A 19,741-nucleotide genomic window follows, 5' to 3' on the forward strand; every position below is an offset into this window, starting at 1 on the left:
CCCCGGGGTGTTTTTGTTTTTGTTGGGGTAGCCCTTGTTCGCCTTCTTTGTGTGGGGGTTGTTTGTCTCGCTGTTTGTTTTTTGGGGGGGGGGGGGGGGGGGGGCCCCCCCCGGGGGGGGGGGGGGCGCCCCCGACGCGGGTTCCTGGCGCTAGGTCGCTGCTACTTGTGCCCGGCGAGACGTCCCTCTAGGTCGAGGGTTGCCATGGCAAATGTGTTCACGTTCTCCGAAGGGCCGTTGAGATAACGTTCGAAGGAATCGTCCATGGCGTTGATCCAACGCGTGTGGTGCGGTTCCGCCATCGTTCCGGTAATCGCCGAGCGGTGGGTCTGGTCGCGGTACCCCAAGATGTCTTCGCTCTTGTGGCGCATCCAGTCCTTGAACAGCGCATTGACAGAGTCGAGATCGAATTCCGGGTAGTCGGTGGTGTGGATGAGCTCCCGCACGTAGTCGGTCTGGTAATCGGCCTCGGCGTCGTGGCCTTCGAGGGCGCTTTGGCGTTCGAGCCAGTGACTGATGTCGGAAGACCGATCCTCGGCGGGTGGAAGCTCGATCTTGCCGACCATGACATCCCTTGCATACCAAGCCTGCGCATCAAACATGTTGAAGGTGTAGTACTGGTCCTGGGCTCCCAGGTAGAACAGGTTGGTGTTTTGCTGCCACACAACACCCTTGTACAGGTTGCCGGGGTACAACACGTTTGAAGAGCTTATTGCCATGGTGGACGGCAGGAACGGGTACTTGTGGAGGTATCCGGTGCACAAGATCACCGCATCGAATTCGCCGCTGGTGCCGTCGGCGAAGTGGGCGATACGCCCCTCGAAGCGGGTCACCAATGGGCGTTCGACGGTGGTGGAAGGCCAGTCGTAGCCCATCGGCGCGGACCTGTAGCTCAGGGTCACCGAGGCTGCACCCATTTTGTGTGCCTGCATGCCAATGTCTTCCGCCGAATACGACGAACCAATCATCAACAGGTGCTTGCCAGCGAACCGCTCGGCGCCACGGAAGTCATGCGCGTGCATGATTTCGCCTGGAAAGGTGTTGATCCCCTCGAACTCGGGGATGTTGGGTACGGCGAAGTGTCCGGTGGACACCACGAGCTTGTCAAAGACATGGGTTTCGCTTTCTCCTGTCCTTACATTCTGGCTTTGGACCGTGAACAGCTCGGTAGTCTCGTCGTAGTCGACCCAGCGCACAGCGGTGTTGAAACGGATGTACTTGCGTACGTCGGATTTTTCGAGTCGACCACTGATGTAGTCGAAAAGGACGGAGCGTGGAGGGAACGAGGAGATGGGGCGGCCGAAGTGTTCGTCAAAGGTGTAGTCGGCAAACTCGAGGCACTCCTTGGGGCCGTTCGACCAGAGGTGGCGGTACATCGAGGAATGCGCCGATTCGCCGGCCCCGTCGATGCCTGTGTGCCATGAGTAGTTCCACTGTCCGCCCCAGTCCGACTGCTTTTCGAAGCAAGCGATTTTAGGCATGGCGGCGCCTTGCTTTCGCGCTGCCTCGAATGCCCGCAGTTGCGCCATTCCGCTTGGTCCAGCACCAATGATTCCGACTCGCATGTCCATGCTTTCTCCTCATTTCTCGAACCGATTGTTTGCCCGTGGATTCAGGCATTTCGGAACCGCTCCATGAGGAAAGCGCGGTTGGAGGTGCGACCTCGCGGAGGAACCCTTTCCGGGTTCCCCTGCATCGGGTGCGGCGTACTTGGCGCCGCATGGCAATTTGCTCCATGGCCTCAATCCCGGCAAGGGAGAGGCGCCGCAATGATAGAAATGACCGAAATTTAGCGGTCTGTGCGGTTCCGAATGAGCCAGGCTTCGGTTCGACGGTGGCAGCTGGCTCCCTTCCATGGCAACAGGATCGAAGGGACAAGTCAAACTGGTGGGCTAAATTCAGCGCGTGTGACCGATGTAAATTTGCGCGAATCAAATTGTTATATTTCACCTAAATATGGCGACATTCTGCGGTTGAATGTTCCCTGAGAGCAGTAAATGGATGCGCAGTCAGCTGGGGATCGCGACTTGAAAATTGACTTGGGTAAATTTGCTGATACTCGAAGGTTTATCAGGGGATTTCGTTTTGTTTTCCGGGTTGCTACGTGGAAGGAACAGGGGCCCGAAGCCGGTGGTCCCGCCGGGGAAGCATCAAATGAGATCCAAGCGGACTCCACGGTCTTCGGTCCGCGCTGAGACATGGAAAGTCGGGGTGCAATCAATGGATTGCGCCCCGACTGTTTGGGTTCCTAGCGGTCGCCGAGGAGGGTTTCCAGGCGGACATAACCCTCCGACATTCCCCGTTCCATGCCCGAAGCCGCCATGCCGTCGCGTGCCTCCTGGGTGGGATACACGGAGTGGCCAACGAGCCTGCAGCGGTTGCCATCGAGGGGCTCGAAACGCATGTAGTCCATCGCGACAACATCCGGGTAGCCGTCGAACTCGAAGGTCTGCAGGGCAAATTCATTCTCCCGCACGGTGTGGAACACTCCGGTGAACCCGTACGTTCCCGAATCGTCTGAATGCGAGTACTTGTAGGAGCCCCCGGTGCGGAAGTCGTAGTGGTCGATTTCCATTTTCATGCCGTCCGGCCCCAGCCACTGGGCGACCAACGCGGGGTCGCGGTGTGCTTCGAACACTGCGGCAACGGGAAAATCGAATTCACGGGTGAAGTCGATGAAAGGTTTTCCTTCGGGGATGCTGAGTTTCAATGCATTGCTCATGATGAGACTTTCGTTGGGTTATCCGTTGGATTCGGATTGATTCTTTAGAATGGCGTCGAGACGGCTGAACTTGCGTTCCGTAACCAGTCGATACTGGTCTATCCATCCGGTTAGCTCGGCCAGAAGGGCCGGATTCAGGTGGACCGGACGGCGTTGTGCCTCGCGGGTGCGGGTGACCAGTTGCGCCCGCTCCAACACCTGAATGTGCTTCGAAATCGCCTGTTTGGTCATTTCGAACGGTTCGGCGAGCTCGTTGAGAGTGGCCGGGCCACGGGAAAGCCTGGCTATGATTTGCCGTCTGGTTGGATCGGCGAGGGCCATGAAGGCCCTGTCAAGAGCGTGCTCATCGAACGACACGTATTCAACTTCTTTCTTTATCAACCTCTCGGTTGATTGAAGAATGCGCCGGCGGTGTGCCGCAGTCAAGGGGTGCGGGGAAATTTTCCGCGGGCTTCCAGCGCTTATCGAAGGGCTTGAACGAAGCCCCTGGCCGGATCCGCGTGGCTTGCCTGAATTCGCAGGAAAAGTCCGGCACTGTCACGGCCTGGCCAATTCTCAGGTAGGCAATGAGGGGGCAATCCTGGATCGAGGTAGGGGATGGTCCGCCAGGAATCGATGGCGCGCACGTATGTTGCGAAACTTTCTGCTGCCTCGGAGTCCCCGGCTTCGGGCACGGCATGGTTCAGCGCAATAAACGTGTGGTGCAAGGTCGCCAGTGACTCGAGATCCCACCAGATCGAGGCTGCATCACGGAGGTTTCCGGTCATCTCAGGGTTTTGTGAAACGAAAACCGTTGCATGATCCTGCAATTCCAGCGCTTGCAGGATCGCCCAGAGTTCTGTCCGCAAGTATTCGGGAAAGATCCACAATCCGGGAGTGACCAGTCCTCCGCCGATTCCATGAAGGTGTCGGCGGAGTTGGTGGCGTCTTTCGCGTTCGGTCTCGGGGATCGAATAGGAAAGGAGACACCACGGGTCATTGGGGGACATGGAGCGCGGCTCGAAGATTCGCCGGTCACCTCGGGCAAGGATGCGTTCGCCGGGGTCGGTTAGCGCGAACCCGCTCGCACCGTCCACGGTGCGCGGCTCAAGGATTCCCTTCTTCTTGAGGCGCGTGATGGCCGTCCGGGTAACCTGAGCGCTGGTGCCCAGCGCATCCATGAGCGCGATGAGGTGCATGGAAGAAATCCAGCCACCAAGCTCACGGATGTACAAGCCCACGATGGTGCGTACCAGCGAGGTGGTGCTGCCGGGGCGGGCGTCCAGGTCATCGAGTGCCGGGTTCATGCGGGGCGGAACTACTTTCCGATTTCCGTGCGGACCGCAAAGAGTTCCGGGAAGAACGTGAGATCCAATGCGCGCTTGAGGAAGTCGACTCCCGAGGATCCTCCGGTGCCCTTCTTGAAGCCGATGGTCCGCTGCACCACTCGCATGTGGCGGAAGCGCCAGGCCTGGAAATTGTCCTCGAGGTCCACCAGATCTTCGCATGCCTGATAGAGGCTCCATGTGGTGTCGTCGGATTCGTAGATTTCCTTGAAGACGGGAACCAGCGCCTCGTGGAACACCCAGGGCTTGGTGACGTCGCGGGTGAGGATGTCTTCGGGAATGGCATAGCCGGCGCGGGAAAGCGCGTGAAGGAAGGCGTCGTAGACGGTGGGTTCGTGCAGCAACTTGGACAGTAGCTCGTGGGCTGCGGGGTCCGATTCGAAGACCTTGAGCATGCCCTCGTGCTTGTTGCCCAGGATGAATTCAACGGCGCGGTACTGGAAGGACTGGAAGCCGGAGGAAGCGCCGAGGGAATCGCGGAACTGCGCGTACTCACGAGGTGTCAACGTCGCCAGGACCGACCACTGCTCGGTGAGTGTCTTTTGGATGTGTTTGACGCGTGCCAAGCACTTCAGCGCCTTGCCCATTTCGTCGTTGTCCATCAGTCGGCGGGACTCCACGAGCTCGTGCAGCACCAACTTGAGCCACAGTTCGCTGGTTTGGTGCTGGATGATGAAGAGCATTTCATCGTGGTGCTCCGGGACGCTGACCGGATGCTGCGCCGAAAGGATTCGCTCCAGGTCCAGGTATCTTCCATACGACATGGTGTTGCGGAAGTCGGTGCGGACGGAGTCTTCGATTTCGCGGGCGCCTTCGGGCGTCTGTGCGTGAGGGCAAGCCATGCAAAAAGCGTATCACTATCTCGACTGGCGTCAAGAGAATGAAATTCCCTACTTTTGGGAGGCGAAGTGCAAGGCCAAGAAGGTGACGGCAGCGCAATCGGGGGTGTCCCGGGCATCCGGCCGAAGTCTCGACGTGGAATCGCTCTGGCTGAGGTGCACCCGCAGGGTGTGGCCACGATTTAGCCGGCCGGAAAGGTTGCGGCTGGGACATTGAAAGTCGCATGGCGGGAGCCTGGATCCGGGCCCAGCGTCGGGTCCTGGATCAGGTCCGACAACAGGTTTGCTTGTTCCTGCTGGAGGCTCATGCGGGGCTCCTCGGACGTTCGCGAGGTTGAAGGCCGCCTGCCCAGTTCCGGAAGGAGCTGGGGCAGGCGGCCATCAATGTATTGAGTTTGGCCTCATGGGCTCGGAACGGATCAGTGTGCCTTGCCGGCGTCCTCGGCTGTCTGCTTGCGCACAGCGTGGATCGCGGTGAGCTCCAGAAGACGTGCCCGGGCGCGGGCCGGGTTCAGCATGAGGCCGCCGATAACGCCGAAGACGCAAATGACAATGCCGACGATGAAGAACCCGTTGGCGTATCCCTGGGCAGGGGTCGGAGCCCTTTCAACAATGAGTCCCAGTGCATACGGTGCGACCATTCCCGCCACAGAGTAGGCTGCGATGATGCACCCGAAGAACGCCGTGCGCTGGTGGGCGGGTAGGAAGTCCGAAGCTCCGGCGAAGCCGATTGCGAAAGCGATCGAGTTGATGGAGAAGGCTCCGACCACCAGTACCAATTGCAGCGGCCCCGCCGGGACCTGGGTGAAGGCGATCATGCAGACGCCGGCGAACAGCAGCAGGGCGGCGGTGAGGAACGACCGGGCCACGCGGGAGGAGAAACCTCGCTTGAGCAGCCAGCCGGAGAGCGCGCCCGCGCCAAGCAAAATCACCATGGCGGAAACGTAGGGAACGGCGACCAGCATGCCGACGGTTTCCATCGAGTAGCCTAGGCCTTCGTTCATGAACGTGGGCAACCATGTGACCTTCAGCGACGTGATCAGGAAGCCTGCAAAGGAAAGCAGTGCCAGTCCCCAGAAGCTGGGAAGCATCAGAAGTCGGTAGAACGGGACAACGATGTCGCCGTTGGGGTCGACCGTGGCTTGCTTCTCTTCGGCGGTTTCAATGCGCTTCCTGAATGGAAGGCGGTCGGAGAAGAGGAACCACACAAGGGTCCAGACGAGGCTGACGCCCACCAAGAAGATGAACGAAGCGTGCCAGTCCCAGGTCAGGATGATCCAGGTCAGTACCGGCGCCGCGACTAGCGGTCCGAGTGATGTCCCGGCGGTGACCACGGCGCCGGCGGCGGCCCGCTTCTCTGCCGGGAATAGCCCGTGAACGATTGATTGGCACAAGGCGTGTGCGGGACCCTCGAAGAATCCGAGGGCGATTCGGCTGGCCAGCAGGACGCCAAACGTTGTTTGCGTGGTCAGCGGCAGCATCGTCAGGATCCAGGTGATCATGAGGATGCCAACGGCCCAGTTGTAGGAGATCTTCCGGAAAACCGCGGTCAACACCACGGCTCCGATGGCGAAGAACCAGAAGAATGCGCTGGAAAGCAGGCCGTACTGGCTTGCGCTCAGGTCCATGCTTTCGCGAATCGGCTTGCTTGCCAGCCCGATCGCTGCCTTGTCGGCAAAATTGAGCATCGCGAAAATCAGGAGCATGACAACAATGCCCCAGTTGCGTCGGCTACTGGGCGTGCTGGACTTGGTGACGCTGTAGCCGATGGCCGTGGTAGCTGCCACGACGGTCTCCTCGCAGTTGGGATCGGATGAACAAGAGGGTGGTGTGACTTGCGGCACATCATTTTTCCTCCCTACAAGTAGACCCGGGGTCCTTTTCCCGATCAACGGCCAACCGGCTATCGGGCTGATCGGTGAAATCGAATGGACAATTGGACCGCTTTCCCGCCTCTCTCTGGGCGCTGGCGTTGGGCCCGTCGGGTGGGCACTCGACGGGTTGGAAAGTGCCTTCCGATCCCCGGCGCTCACGGTGAAAGTCAGGTCCTTGTCCCTGAATCGCTGAAGTCCGCGGCGGCGCAGCCGACAGGCGGTCTTTGCCGTGGATCTTTTGGTTCTTTCATCAATAAGGCTCCGTTTGCGCATGGGTGATGTAGCCATTGTCCATGTCTTGCTGGACGGGGAACCAGACACGTGGAGAAACAATAAGTCTCGTTACGGTTCCGGGGCAGGGGTGGCAACGCCCCGATTTTCATGCAGGTGCCCCCGTGGTTGTCGTTCTGCCAAACCGAAAGTTTCCGATAATCCCTTATGGATCCGGGGGTCGGCGACAGAATTTGGACTTTTTCAATCATCAATTGCGGCAACGGGCTCCACGGGGGAATGCTTCGGAACCGTATCGGCGGTTCCACGGTTTTCTGGGCAGCGGCGAACCGGCAGCCTGCCCGGCCGGGCGGGCGTACTTGACCGCAATGTGGGGCTGGGCCAGGCAGAAGGCCAGCTCGGAAGTTACCTCCATCCGATCTGCGGCGTAGAAACCGCGTTCGTGCTGTTGGAGCTCATAGCGTCGCTCGTCGCGGTTGGAGGGTTTGCCCGCTCCGAGTCGTGCTTTGATCTTGGCCGGGTGTGTGGAGACTGCGAAAAATACACAACGCAGCGAGTGTGACGTTCATGTGTCAGGTGATTTCGGTGAAGTGGATCGGGTCGATCCCTGCGTCGGCCTGTCGCTAATCCAGCCAACGCGCCCCCCGTAACGGGGAAACCGATGGCACTCGGAGTGATGGCGGGTCCCGCGATCGAATGCCCCGACAGTCTGTCCTCGGTGCGCCATGTGTCCGGAACCGAGGCCAGTGTCCGGCCTCGAACCCAGGCGGAGTAGCCGCGCTCTGAAGCCGGGATTGGGGCGTTCCGTGACCAAGGGGTGGGACATTCATGCTTTGATGGTTCTTCGGCACTGCGCCTTGTTGATTCATCCTGAAAGAGCATTTTGAAATTCCTGACTTACCTCATGTTGTCCGTTCTCATTGCGACAGGTTCGCTGGTTGCGGATCCCGCCACCGTAAACACCATAAATACGCCGGCGGTTTCCGGGTCCGTGGCTTCGGCCGCAGGCAAGGCGGTCGTGCCGGGTGCGAAGCTCGCGGGGCCGAGCGCGATGTCCACCCTGGACTCGCTTCCCGTCAAGGGCAAGGCGGCCGCCACCGGATATGACCGAAACGCAAAATTCGGCAACGGCTGGAAAGACTCCGACGGCAACAAGTGCGACGAACGCCAAGATACGCTCAAGCGCGACATGTTCAAGGTGAAGTACAAGGACAGCAGGAATTGCCAGCTTGCTTCGGGCACGCTGAAGGATGCCTACACCGGCACCACCATCAACTGGAAGGTCAACAGCGGCTCCGTCGATATCGACCATGTGGTTGCCCTGAAGAACGTGTGGATCTCCGGCGGGCAAAAGCTGTCTCAGGAGCAGCGTGTCGCCGTGGCGAACGATCCCTTGAACCTCATGGCTTCGCAGGCATCGGCAAACCGCTCCAAGGGTGACGACAACGCCGCCGAATGGCTGCCCACCAACAAAGCTTTCCGCTGCCAGTACGTAGCCACGCAGATCGGTGTCAAGAAGAAGTACGCGTTGTCCGTCACCGCGGCGGAAAAGGACGCCATGAAGCGCGTTCTGCAGGCCTGCCCAACTCAAAAAACCGCAGCGGTCACACCGATCAAGCTGTCCGGCAAGAACCCGTCCGTGGCGCCGTCGACAAGCAAGGCTGCTCCGGCCAAGGCTCCATCGACGAACACGGCCAAGGCCAAGCAAGTATCACCCGGTGCATACTGTGCCAAGGCGGATGCGGGCCTGAAGGGCGTTGGCAAGACGAACGGTAAGACCTACACGTGCAAGACCAGCAGCACGGACGCGCGACTGCGCTGGCGTTAGTCCTATGCGTGGCCGATCTTGGCCCCACCTGATGCGGACGCGGAAACCCCCGCGATCCAGGAGAGCACGTCGGGCCAGTGCGCGGCCGACGGGTCGATGTCTTCCAGGTGGCTGAGTTCGTTGTACTCGCGTAAAAAGACCGGCGAGCCTGCCGCCTGTGCCGCACTCAGATAGTCCAGTGACTGCTGGACGGGAACCCGTGAGTCGTTGTCCCCATGTATGAGAAGCGTTGGGGTATGGATCGGCAGTTGCCTCAGGGCTGAAGCCTGCTGGTAGATTCCGGGTGTTTCTGCGGGGGAGGTTCCGAAGTATTCCTGGGCGGCGTTCTCGCCCAAGGCCTCATGGTAGGTCCGCACTACATCTGTAACAGGGGCAAGCGCCACCACGGCATCTGCCAGATCTGCGGCGAGAATGGCCAACTGGCCGCCGACCGAATGGCCGACGGTGATGACGGGACCCTGGATTCGGCGTTCCCGTCCAACGGCCTGAACCACGCTCAGCGCCTGGCGGCAGTCCTCCAGAGGTGCGGGCCATGGGCCGGAGGCGCCGCGGCGATACTCGATATTGGCAACTGCCCATCCGTTTTCAAGCAGCGAGGACGCCAACGGATCCATGAGTGACGCGTACAGGTTCGAACGCCAGTAGCCACCATGGATCAGTGCCACGATTCCCCGCGGAGACGCGGCATTTTCTGGCCATGACAGCGTCAGGTGCTGCGCTTCGTCGGTTCCGTAGAACCGGGACTCCGATTTCAGGGTACGGCCTTTCAAATTAGACTCCTTTGCTGCAACGTTTGGTGTGGAGTTCCAACCGCACCTGTGGCCTGAACTCCACACCGGGCTCGGATGCGATCAGGCCCCGGGGACGGAACCCGGTGGCAGGAAATTGACGTCCCTGAGTGCTGAGAGGCGAACTACTTCATCCGGATCGGTTAGGTTGTGCAGCTCGTCAAAGAGGGCGGAGAGCTGTCCGGCTGGGCTGACCCAGAAGAGCGACTTTGCCGGTGATTCGTGCTTGTTGTAGTAGGCGTGGGGGAGTCCCATGGGCATGCGGACGGTGTCGCCGGGACCCGCGGTTGTCCATTCTCCATCGAGGTAGAGGGTGTAGACGCCTTCCATGATGTAGATGTGCTCGTCCTGCGTGGGGTGCACGTGCGGGGGAACGCCTGTGCCTGAGGGATCCATGGAAAGCCACGCAAAGCTCGAAGAGCTTTCCACCTTCGAGAGATAGGTGTGCCCGAGTACGTTCCACGTCTTGTTTCCCATGGATTCGCTGGCCAGCGTGATCCCCTTGGGCAAGTCTCCGAGGATGATTTCTTGTCCTTGCTGGATTTCCATCGTGTCTCCTTGTCGTGCGTTCCATTGATGGCCCCAGCCTTCCAGACGAACCAACGAACATGCAATAGGAATTGCGACCGCAAATTTCACTGCATATAGATTGGATTCGGTGCGGTGGGAGCGCTGTCGAATGGCTAAATCGCAGTCGGGGCCACGTTGAATTTCCGTGGGATCGAGGAAATTTCGCTGGCCCACTGGCCCACTGGCTCGAACCCGGTTGTTGCGGCCGCGGAGGAGCCATGTGGCGCGCGGTATGTGGGCGGGCGCGAATATCGAACCGCCCACATGCCATGCGCGCGTTTTTCCGGTTCGGCTCCCAGAAGAATTTCTTCCACCAAACCCGCAAACATCGGATGTTTGGCATTAGACTGCCTGTGACTCATTTGATGGTTGACCTCGAAGTTAGGGCTGGTGTGGAAACTAAAGATTGGTTTGACGACGGACGGTTCGGAATGTTTGTTCATTTCGGGCTCTACAGCGGTGCCGCGCGCCACGAGTGGGTGCAAACCTATGAGCGCCTGAGTGCCGAAGAGTATCGGCCGTACTTCGATCATTTCGATCCGGACCTATTCGACGCCAGATCCATCGCCAGGCAGGCCAAGGCTGTCGGCGCCAGTTATGTGGTTCTCACGGCCAAGCACCACGATGGTTTCTGCCTCTGGAATTCCGCATTGACCGACTATTCGTCGCAGGCCGCCTGCGGGCGTGACTTGGTGCGGGAATATGTTGACGCGCTGCGGGCGGAGGGGCTAAAGGTTGGAATCTACTACTCGCTGATTGACTGGCATCATGCGGACTTCACCGTGGATTGGAATCATCCCCGTAGGGATGATGAAAATGCCTCGTCGTTGAATGCCGGGCGGGACATGGGGCGATATCGTGAATTCCTACATGGCCAGGTCCGGGAGCTGCTAACCAACTATGGCCAGGTGGATTACCTGTTCTTTGATTTCACCTACCCGGAAACCAAGCAGGGATGGAAGGGGAAATCGTCCGAGGACTGGGATGCTGAGGGGTTGTTGGCGCTTTGCCGCGAGCTCTCTCCGGGTATTTTGGTCAACGATCGGCTGGGAATTCCGGGTGACTTCGTCACTCCCGAGCAGTATCAGCCAAGCGCGCCGTTGGAGGTCAATGGCGTGCCGCAACGCTGGGAGGCGTGCCAGACGACCAATGGTTCGTGGGGTTATCACCGCGACAACCATGACCATAAGTCTGCTGACCTTTTGTTGAGGATGCTGATCGAGTCGACCGCGATGGACGGGAACTTCCTGCTCAATGTCGGACCCAACGGCCGGGGCGAAATTGACCCCAGGGACCAGGCGCTTCTGGCCGAGATCGGAGCATGGATGCGGCTGCACGGCAGGTCGATCAAGGGTGCCGGATGGGCGCCCTTTGAAGTGCCGCGCATGGCCACCTACACGCGCAAGGGGGATCGCCTCTATGTCCACGTCTTCTCTTGGCCCATGGGGCACCTTCACCTTCCAGGCCTTGCGGGCAAGGTCGAATACGCGCGGCTGTTGCATGACGGTTCATGGGTGGCGATGAATGAGATTGATCCGAACCAAGAGGCGAACGTCATGCGTCCAGCGGGTCAGCCTGCCGGCACCCTCACACTGACCCTTCCCGTCCGTCGTCCCGATGTTGCGGTGCCCGTCCTGGAGCTCATGTTGCGTCGATAGCTCGCAAGTGATCCGTGCCCCGGGCGCAACGACGGCCACTGGTCGTTGATGTGCCCGGGGCTTTTTCATGCAACAAAGTGCTGTCCCGACGTGCGATCTGGTGATTTCTGCAGCCGGTGACGCGCAATCAAACTGCAATATTCATGATGGAAATCCGATGTCTGGTCGCATGGGTTGGCGACGTCCGGGACGTGAAAACTCCGGGGTGGAGGCGGGTTTGGCAATTTTGGCAGCGTCTTGAATGTGGTCGGAGGCAAGAATTTATTGCGAAACATCCGACCAAAGGATGGTGTCGGGGGTCACGATCTGCAATGCTTACTTGAAGCGAAAGTAAGCGAACTTTGTTCGACAGTCGAATGAAGCCCCTGTCTTTCCTTGCTGATCCAATGCTTGGGATCGGCAACCGATCATTCACCTAGGGCGGTCTTCGCCCTAGAAACTGAGGAGAATATTCGATGAAGAAGTTCAAGGTTGGTGCCGTGGCAGCTGTTGCAACTGCGGCACTCGTGCTCACCGGCTGTGGCGGCGGCGCAAAGGAGGCGGCGGGAGCCGCAGGGGACAATTCCGTCGTCATCGACATGTGGGCAGGCAGCGAAGACGACACCGCGGCGTTGAACGCGCAGCTGGAGATCGCCAAGGCAGACAACCCCGACCTTAACATCACGCTGCGCACGGCACCGTGGGGCGACTTCTTTACAAAGATGACCACCAACATGGCATCGGGCAACATGGCCTGCGTGACGGGCATGAACAGCGGCATGCTCTCCAGCTACACCGCAGGCTTCGCCGAACTGACCCCGGAGGACCTCACCAAGGCCGGGCTCAAGGAAGCCGACTTCGCCCCCGGATCGCTCGATATCCTGAAGAACAAGGGCAAGACCTACGGCATCCCGTTCGACATCTCCACGATGCTGGTCTACTACAACGCCGACCTGCTCAAGGCCTCCAACGCACCGGAGCCGAAGGTCGGTTGGACCTTCGACGATTTCGAGGCCACCGCCAAGGCCGCGACCCACGACAAGAAGTACGGATTTGCGGTGGGCATGGGCGACTTCCAGTGGCAGGCGCTGCCGATCGCCAAGTCCGGAGTGCAGCCGGCCACCGCCGACGGCACCTTGGACCTGACCAACCCGGCCTTCGTCGAGGCCTCCACCTGGTACTCGTCGCTGGTCACCGAGCAGAAGGTCGCAGCCCCCGTGGCCAGCGCCTCCGACACCGGCTGGGGCGAAACCCAGTACTCGGGTGGAAACGCCGCCATGGCGGTGGACGGCACCTGGAACGCCGTGGGCTACCTGGAGAACGACAGCAACTTCACCGCCGGCATGGCCCCGTTGCCGACCGGCCCCAACGGCAACAAGTCCCTGATCCTCGGCTCCGGCTACGGCATCTCCAAGGACTGCAAGAACAAGGATGCCGCCCTTAAGGTCCTGGGTTCGCTCCTGGGCAAGAAGTCGCAGGACCACATTGCCTCCTCCGGCCGCAGCTACCCGGCGCGCGCCGAATCCCAGCCGCTGTACTTCGAGTCGATTGACGCCAAGTACCGCGACCAGGTCAAGACCGCCTTCGAGGCAGCCTTCCAGAACGTCGAGGGCCAGCAGGTTTCCGACAACTGGTCCAAGGTCGGCGTTTACGTACAGCCGCAGCTGGTGAGCGTCTACAACGGCCAGGAATCCATGGCCAAGGTGCTTGAAACTGCCCAGCAGCAGTTCGGCAAGTAACCAACTTAGGAGCGTTTGACCTCATGTCCACCACCACCGTTCGCGACCGTAGTCGTGGAGCGATGGCTCGGGCCGAATCTCGCCAGGCGCTGGGCTTTGTAAGCCCGGCGCTGGCGGGACTCGCCCTGTTCACCATCGTTCCCGTCGTATTGTCGATCGTGATGGCGTTCTTCAACTGGCCTACCTACGGCGAGAAGACGTTCGTCGGATTCGACAACTACATCAAGCTCTTCTCCAGCAGCCCGGACTTCTGGCCGGCATTGCGCAACACCGCCGTGTTCACCCTGCTCTACGTTCCGTTGAACGTGGTCCTCGCCTTGGTTCTTGCCTTGAGCCTGCACTCGCGCATCCGCGGTCGGGCGGCGCTGCGCATCCTCTTCTTCCTGCCGGTGGTCACCCCGATGGTCGCAAACGTGTTGGTATGGAAAATGCTCCTGCAGCCGCAGGGCCTGTTCAACAGCGCCTCCCAGTCGTGGTTCGGCGTCGAGCTTCCAAACTTCCTGGCGGACCCGCAGTGGGCCATGATCATGGTCGTCACCATGTCGGTCTGGCAGGGACTGGGCTACAACATGCTGATCTTCTCCGCGGCGCTCGAACAGCTCCCGGATTCGGTCATCGAAGCCGCGCGCATCGACGGCGCCAAGGGCCTGCGGATGATCTGGTCGATCACGATCCCGCTGGTTTCCCCCTCGGTGTTCTTCGCCTCCATCATGACCATGATCGGCGCCCTGCAGGTCTTCGCCCAGCCGCAGCTTCTCACCGGAGGCGGTCCGGGCAATTCGACGCAGCCGCTGGTGCAGTTCATCTACAACCAGGGCTTCAAGTTCCAGGAACTGGGTCTGGCGGCGGCCGCCGCATGGATCCTGTTCGCCATCATCATCGTGCTGACAGCCCTGCAATTCGGCGCACAGAAGAAGTGGGTGCACTATGAGCACTGATCTCATCGAATCGTCCGTCCGGGAGGAAGCGCCCGCGACGCGCAAGGTACGGGTGTCGTCCCGGAACGACGGAATCAAGGGCCCCGAGAGCAGCACGGGTTCCCGGGTCAGGCTCTTCATCGCCCACGTGTTCATCTACCTTGCCGCGCTGATCTTCATGGCGCCGCTGATCTACGCGTTCTTCTCGGCCCTGAAGCCCAACTCCGAGATGTTCTCCATGCCGCCGAAACTCGTCGGCAGCGAGATCCGCTGGAGCAACTTCGCCGACGTCTTCTCCTTCGGCCCGTTCTGGACCTACATCGGCAACTCGTTCTTCGTCGCCATCGCCGGCACCCTGGTGGTGCTGACGGTCTCCACCATGGCCGGGTACGCGTTCGGGCGCCTGCGCTGGCGGGGCCGCGACGCGGTCTTCGTGGTCTTCCTGGCCACCTTGATGGTGCCGCAGGAAGTCACTGTGATCCCCATGTTCATCGTGATGCAGTGGTTCGGCTGGGTGGACACCTACCAGGCGCTGATCCTGCCCTTCGCGTTCACCGCCTTCGGCACCTTCCTGATGCGCCAATTCTTCCGCGGCATCCCGTACGAGCTCGAGGAGGCCGCCCGCGTCGACGGCGCGGGGCCGATCCGCTGCTTCCTGCAGATCGTCCTTCCGCTTTCGAAGTCGGCGGTCGCCGTCCTGGCGGTCTTCACCTTCCTCTCCTTCTGGAACAGCTACCTCTGGCCGCTGATCGTGACGGTCGACTACGCCTCCATGGGCACCCTGCCCGTCGGCCTGGCGTCGTTCTCCGGACTGACCGGCACCCGGTGGGACCTGCAGATGGCGGCGGCGATCATCTCCATGGTCCCGACCACCATCCTGGTGATCGCCCTGCAGAAGCACCTGGTCAAGGGCATCTCCATGGCGGGTCTGGGCGGTCGCTAAGGTGCCTGAAAACAACAGCGCCCGGTCGGTTGTTGCGGGAATCGACATCGGCGGAACCAAGACCTCCGCGATCCTGTGCAACCGTGCCGGGGACGTCATCGCCTCCGGCACGGTGCCCACGCCGGCAGCACTCGGCGGGACGGCCATGAGCGCCGCGGCCGCCGGGTTGGTGCAGCGGCTGGAATCCGCCTGCGGACTGCGGGCGAAGGCAGTGGGCGTGGGGGCAGCAGGGGTCATCGACCAGAAGAACGGCGTGGTGACCGCCGCGTCGGCCTCCTTCACGGGATGGGCGGGGTTCGAGCTTGCCGCCGACCTGCGATCCCGCCTGGGGGTCGGGGCGGTCATCGACAACGACGTGAATTCCTTCCTGCGCGGCGAGATGAGCTACGGGGCCCTTGCCGGCGTGAAAGACGCGGTCGGGCTGATGCTCGGCACCGGAGTGGGCGGCGCCATCGCGGTGGACGGGCAAATCTTCCCCGGCTCGCGCGGTGCCGCCGGCGAAATCGGGCACACTCCCGGGTACGGCGACATCAGGTGCACCTGCGGGCAGGTCGGGCACCTGGAAACGCTGGCCTCCGGCAGGTCGATATCCGAACGCTATGCGGAGATGCGCGGCGGGGATGAACGCGTCGGTGCGGACGTGGTCGCCGCTCGGGCGCGCTCGGGCGATACGCACGCGCAGGAAACCTTTGCGCGTGCGGGCCGGGCCGTTGCCCTGGCGATTGCCACCACCGTCAACATCCTGGACGTCAGGGACGTGGTGGTCGGCGGGGGAGTGCGCGGTGCCTGGGACCTGCTTGAACCCGCCATCACGGACACCCTGGCGGGGCACATGCCGGTCTCCGGGTACTCGCTGGTGGTCCAGCCGGGTGCGCTGGCCGGACGTTCGGCCGTCCTGGGCGCCGCGGCCGCTGCCTGGCACCTGGTGGACGAACGCGCAACAGGGAACGAGGCCGAACCAGCCGTCTTCCCGTTTCAAGAAGAAGCCGTCGAGCCCCGGCTTGCGGCGGCAGCGACCCGAGTGCAGGATGCACAGATTGTTGAGGAAATCCCTTGCTGAACTTTGAAACCCGCGTAGGCCCGGACTTCGGGGACAACCCGCCGAGCTACCCCGTGCAGGACGTTCCCGAATGGTACCGGGATGCCAAGCTCGGCTTCTTCATCCACTGGGGCCTGTACTCGGTCCCGGCCTGGGCCACCGCCCACGGCGAGGGCGGAGTGCCCACGGAGGACGCCTACGCGCACCACCAGTACGCCGAGTGGTACGGCAACACGGTCCGCATCGCGGGCAGCCCCAGCTGGGAACGCCACCAGGAAATCTACGGCACGGGCACCAGTTACGAGGACCTCGCCGACCTGTGGGATGCCAAGGCATTCGACGCCGATGACTTTGTTGCCAAGCTCATCGGAGCCGGCGCGCGCTATGTCATTCCCACCACCAAGCACCACGAGGGGTTCTGCCTCTGGGATACGGAAACCACCGATTTCAATTCCGTGGAACGCGGACCCAAACGCGACCTGGTCAGCGAGATCGGGACGGCCGTCCGCGCGCAGGGAGCCAGGTTCGGCGTCTACTTCTCCGGAGCGCTGGATTGGCACGTGAGCGATTTCCCACCGATCGAGTCCGATACCGATCTGTTCCGCTTCCGCCGCAACGACGAGCACTTCGCCAAGTACTCGGCGGCGCAGCTGGAGGAACTGATCGAGCGCTTCGCCCCCGACGTGTTGTGGAACGACATCGAGTGGCCCGACGGCGGCAAAGGCCATGAAGACCACGCCGTTGCGGCACTGCTGCGCCGATACTTCGAGGCGATTCCCGACGGGGTGGTCAACGACCGGTGGGGCGTTCCGTACCACGGGTTCCTGACCCGCGAGTACCGCCACATCGAGGACATCATCGACGAGCCGTGGGAATCCACCCGCGGATTGGGCTACTCCTTTGGCTACAACCAGGCCGAGAGCGAAGAGCACTCGCTCTCCGGCGAAGAGCTGGTCCGGTTGCTGGTGGACGTGGTGTCCAAGAACGGGAACCTGCTGATCAACGTGGGCCCCCGCGCCGACGGTTCCATCCCCGAACTGCAGGAAAAAGCCATGAACCTCATGGGCGAATGGCTCAGGGCCAACGGCGATGCCATCTACGGCACCCGTCCGTGGATCCGGGCCGGGGACAACCTTGGTGGTTCGCCGGTTTCCTACACCCGCAAGGGAGATGACCTCTTCATCCTGGCCAACGACCCGTCGGCCGGCAGCATCACGTTGCCGGCGGAGGTCTCCGACACCGCTGTTGCGCACTGGATCGGTGCCGACGGCACGGAGATCGAGGGCCCCGCCGGCGACTCGGGTTCGGTGGCCATTCCTGGGTCGTTGCAGGGCCAGCCGGTCGCGGTGGCACGGGTTGCCTTCGGAGCGTAGCGCCGCGGGGTCGGCCGGCCTCCAACAGTGAACCGTCGATGGTGTGTCCCGAGGATAGGGGGCACACCATCAGTGGTTGACCATGGTGAAGGTCCGGGCAACGGATGCGGAGAACCGCTCGGAGGCCAATGCCCGGGAGGCCAGTGCATCCCGCAAGGGAACGAGTGAGGGGCTGAGCGGCCGTCCCAGCGCCATGTTGACCCGGGCCTGCCGGGCAGCCGTGCGCGCGGCGGCCAAGCGGCGCGACGAGAACCGGTCAAGAAGCCCGTTGACCTGTTCGCCTGGCAGCCGGCCGTTGACGGCCAATGAAAGCAAGGGCGCCAGTTCTTCGGCATCAAGCAGCCCAAGCGTCATGCCCTGGCCGCCAATGGGGCTGATCTCATGGGCGGCATCGCCGATGAGCACCACCCGGCCGTGGTTCATCCGATCCACCAGGTAGCTGGCCGTGCGGAAGCGGCTATGCATGCTGTTGCTCGCCGGATCCAGCCGGTGGCCGGTGCGCCGCGCCACGAGGCCTGCGAGGTCTCCGCGATCGTCTGTCCCGATCCGGGCCACCCACCTGCGTACACCCCCGGGCAGCGGAAACGACTCAACGATTCCCTCGGGGTGCAGGAAAAGCGCGGCGATCGGGCCGAATCCCGTGGAATCGCCGTAGTCGCCCATCACGTATCGGTCGGGGTGGGCCTGCCCGGTGCGCCGGATCGACGCGGCCTCCCTGAGCGATGAGTGGCTACCGTCCGCGCCGATGAGAAAGCGGCATTCAAGTTCCAGGGACCTTCCGTCCTCGCCGGAAGCCCGAACCTCATGATGATCGGGACGGGAAGTGAAACGCCGAAATTCCACGCCGCGCATGAGGGCATCACCATCAACCTGGGCCAACCGGTCCCTCAGACTTTGAACCGTCCGGTCCTGGGGCAGGGAGAGCACAAACGGATGGAGCGCCGGAAGAAACGAAAAATCCAGTTCCGCGATCACCCTCCGCCGGGACATCCCCACGCCGTGGGATATCCGGACGCCCTCACCGACCAGGTCCTGGCCCACGCCGAGCCGGTCAAGCACCCCGAGGCCCGGCGGATGGATGCCGATGGCGCGCGAATGCCCGCCGACCTGACTGCGGGCCTCGAGCACCCGGACGCCGACGCCCGCCTTCAGCAGCATCAACGCAAGTGCGAGCCCGCTCGGCCCGCCCCCGACAATGAGCACATCGATCACGACGTCGCCTCCTGCGCATGCCAGACCGCCAGGTTCCGGTACAAGCCAGGTGCATGCACATGCCAGCCCGGGCGCACCACCCGGGAAAGCTCGTCGGTGGTGAAGCTGCGGCGGATCGAGGTGAGGCCGTCGCGGCGAACGTACGAGGACCCGCCCAGCGGCAGGGTGGCCAGCCCGAAGAAAAGCAGGGCGGAGCGCCTGCGACGGATATCGCTGTGTATGGCCACGGTGCGCGCGAGTCGTTCGGAATCGGCGAACACCCCGGCCAACTCCACCGGGCCCAGGTGATGCAACACGTGGTTGGAGATGACCACGTCGAAGCGTTGCCCCAGGGCCACCAGGTCGGAGCTGGAGGCCCTGCGGAATTCCAGGAGAGTCGGGTCGGTCCCCGCCTTGGCTGCGGCGCGAACTGCAAAGTCGTGGGCGCGTGGATCCGGGTCGATGCCCACGACCCGCACCTCGAACCCGTCGGCCCTGGCCCAGCGAAACAAGTTCCGGGTGATGTCGCCGCCGCCGCAACCGATGTCCAGGATGGTGCCGGTGCGGTGGCGCGGAAGCGCCGGCCGGATCAGCGCCACGTACACCTGACGCCAGCCGGAGACGAACCTGTTTACCAGGGGGAACTGGGCATAGGTGCGTTCCAGCAACGCCGGGTCGCAATCCGGCCGGTCCATCTCCTCAACCGCGTTGATGGCTCGTTGCAC

Annotated in this window: 18 protein-coding genes; 7 read left to right on the forward strand and 11 right to left on the reverse strand. The window is 61.9% G+C overall.

The window, feature by feature from the left end; genetic code table 11:
- Positions 1–161 precede the first annotated feature (161 nt).
- The 7 genes from ACFY5D_RS14840 to ACFY5D_RS14870 all read right to left on the reverse strand — a co-directional run bounded on the left by ACFY5D_RS14840 (position 162) and on the right by ACFY5D_RS14870 (position 6,673).
- Entirely contained in the window at positions 162–1,571 is a 1,410-nt protein-coding gene (locus ACFY5D_RS14840) for an NAD(P)-binding domain-containing protein (RefSeq protein WP_387531304.1), read from the reverse strand.
- Between the two features lie 677 nt (positions 1,572–2,248).
- On the reverse strand, positions 2,249–2,722 hold the full coding sequence (locus ACFY5D_RS14845) for an SRPBCC family protein (RefSeq protein WP_387531307.1): 474 nt from the start codon (positions 2,720–2,722) through the stop codon (positions 2,249–2,251).
- 18 nt (positions 2,723–2,740) lie between these two features.
- Positions 2,741–3,043 (reverse strand): ArsR/SmtB family transcription factor, encoded by a 303-nt coding sequence (locus ACFY5D_RS14850; protein ID WP_387532067.1) that lies wholly within the window; start codon positions 3,041–3,043, stop codon positions 2,741–2,743.
- 140 nt (positions 3,044–3,183) lie between these two features.
- Positions 3,184–4,008: a PaaX family transcriptional regulator C-terminal domain-containing protein gene (locus ACFY5D_RS14855; RefSeq protein WP_387531310.1), complete on the reverse strand. Its 825-nt coding sequence runs from the start codon at positions 4,006–4,008 to the stop codon at positions 3,184–3,186.
- An 11-nt stretch (positions 4,009–4,019) separates the two neighbouring features.
- Positions 4,020–4,889, reverse strand: a complete 870-nt coding sequence (kynA, locus tag ACFY5D_RS14860) for a tryptophan 2,3-dioxygenase (protein ID WP_387531312.1) — start codon at positions 4,887–4,889, stop codon at positions 4,020–4,022.
- 179 nt (positions 4,890–5,068) lie between these two features.
- Positions 5,069–5,194 carry a hypothetical protein gene (locus ACFY5D_RS14865; RefSeq protein ID WP_387531315.1) on the reverse strand — a complete coding sequence of 42 codons (126 nt, stop codon included), beginning with the start codon at positions 5,192–5,194 and terminating at the stop codon, positions 5,069–5,071.
- Between the two features lie 111 nt (positions 5,195–5,305).
- Positions 5,306–6,673: an MFS transporter gene (locus ACFY5D_RS14870; protein ID WP_387531318.1), complete on the reverse strand. Its 1,368-nt coding sequence runs from the start codon at positions 6,671–6,673 to the stop codon at positions 5,306–5,308.
- Positions 6,674–7,895: 1,222 nt separating this feature from the next.
- On the opposite strand from ACFY5D_RS14870, the gene ACFY5D_RS14875 reads away from it, so the two are divergent.
- Positions 7,896–8,819 (forward strand): HNH endonuclease family protein, encoded by a 924-nt coding sequence (locus tag ACFY5D_RS14875; RefSeq protein ID WP_387531321.1) that lies wholly within the window; start codon positions 7,896–7,898, stop codon positions 8,817–8,819.
- A gap of 2 nt (positions 8,820–8,821) precedes the next feature.
- Here the strand turns inward: ACFY5D_RS14875 and ACFY5D_RS14880 are convergent, their stop codons facing one another.
- Both ACFY5D_RS14880 and ACFY5D_RS14885 read right to left on the reverse strand, forming a co-directional pair.
- Entirely contained in the window at positions 8,822–9,589 is a 768-nt protein-coding gene (locus ACFY5D_RS14880; RefSeq protein ID WP_387531322.1) for an alpha/beta fold hydrolase, read from the reverse strand.
- Between the two features lie 81 nt (positions 9,590–9,670).
- Positions 9,671–10,156 (reverse strand): cupin domain-containing protein, encoded by a 486-nt coding sequence (locus ACFY5D_RS14885; RefSeq protein ID WP_387531325.1) that lies wholly within the window; start codon positions 10,154–10,156, stop codon positions 9,671–9,673.
- Positions 10,157–10,542: 386 nt separating this feature from the next.
- On the opposite strand from ACFY5D_RS14885, the gene ACFY5D_RS14890 reads away from it, so the two are divergent.
- The 6 genes from ACFY5D_RS14890 to ACFY5D_RS14915 all read left to right on the forward strand — a co-directional run bounded on the left by ACFY5D_RS14890 (position 10,543) and on the right by ACFY5D_RS14915 (position 17,825).
- Entirely contained in the window at positions 10,543–11,835 is a 1,293-nt protein-coding gene (locus ACFY5D_RS14890) for an alpha-L-fucosidase (protein ID WP_387531327.1), read from the forward strand.
- 455 nt (positions 11,836–12,290) lie between these two features.
- The gene (locus ACFY5D_RS14895) at positions 12,291–13,553 is read left to right on the forward strand and encodes an ABC transporter substrate-binding protein (protein WP_387531330.1); all 1,263 of its coding nucleotides are present in this window, start codon (positions 12,291–12,293) and stop codon (positions 13,551–13,553) included.
- 23 nt (positions 13,554–13,576) lie between these two features.
- Positions 13,577–14,491 (forward strand): carbohydrate ABC transporter permease, encoded by a 915-nt coding sequence (locus ACFY5D_RS14900; RefSeq protein ID WP_387531333.1) that lies wholly within the window; start codon positions 13,577–13,579, stop codon positions 14,489–14,491.
- Positions 14,481–15,413: a carbohydrate ABC transporter permease gene (locus ACFY5D_RS14905; protein ID WP_387531336.1), complete on the forward strand. Its 933-nt coding sequence runs from the start codon at positions 14,481–14,483 to the stop codon at positions 15,411–15,413. Before ACFY5D_RS14900 ends, ACFY5D_RS14905 begins: the two co-directional genes overlap by 11 nt.
- A gap of 1 nt (position 15,414) precedes the next feature.
- Positions 15,415–16,473: an ROK family protein gene (locus ACFY5D_RS14910; RefSeq protein ID WP_387531339.1), complete on the forward strand. Its 1,059-nt coding sequence runs from the start codon at positions 15,415–15,417 to the stop codon at positions 16,471–16,473.
- Complete coding sequence (locus ACFY5D_RS14915; RefSeq protein WP_387531342.1) at positions 16,467–17,825, forward strand: alpha-L-fucosidase; 1,359 nt, start codon at positions 16,467–16,469, stop codon at positions 17,823–17,825. The genes ACFY5D_RS14910 and ACFY5D_RS14915 overlap by 7 nt, the downstream gene beginning before the upstream one ends.
- A gap of 69 nt (positions 17,826–17,894) precedes the next feature.
- Here the strand turns inward: ACFY5D_RS14915 and ACFY5D_RS14920 are convergent, their stop codons facing one another.
- Both ACFY5D_RS14920 and ACFY5D_RS14925 read right to left on the reverse strand, forming a co-directional pair.
- Positions 17,895–19,037, reverse strand: a complete 1,143-nt coding sequence (locus ACFY5D_RS14920) for an FAD-dependent oxidoreductase (protein WP_387531344.1) — start codon at positions 19,035–19,037, stop codon at positions 17,895–17,897.
- Positions 19,034–19,741 carry a methyltransferase domain-containing protein gene (locus tag ACFY5D_RS14925; protein WP_387531347.1) on the reverse strand — a complete coding sequence of 236 codons (708 nt, stop codon included), beginning with the start codon at positions 19,739–19,741 and terminating at the stop codon, positions 19,034–19,036. Before ACFY5D_RS14925 ends, ACFY5D_RS14920 begins: the two co-directional genes overlap by 4 nt.

The organism is Paeniglutamicibacter sp. NPDC012692, from assembly GCF_042901625.1.
Lineage (GTDB): Bacteria > Actinomycetota > Actinomycetes > Actinomycetales > Micrococcaceae > Paeniglutamicibacter.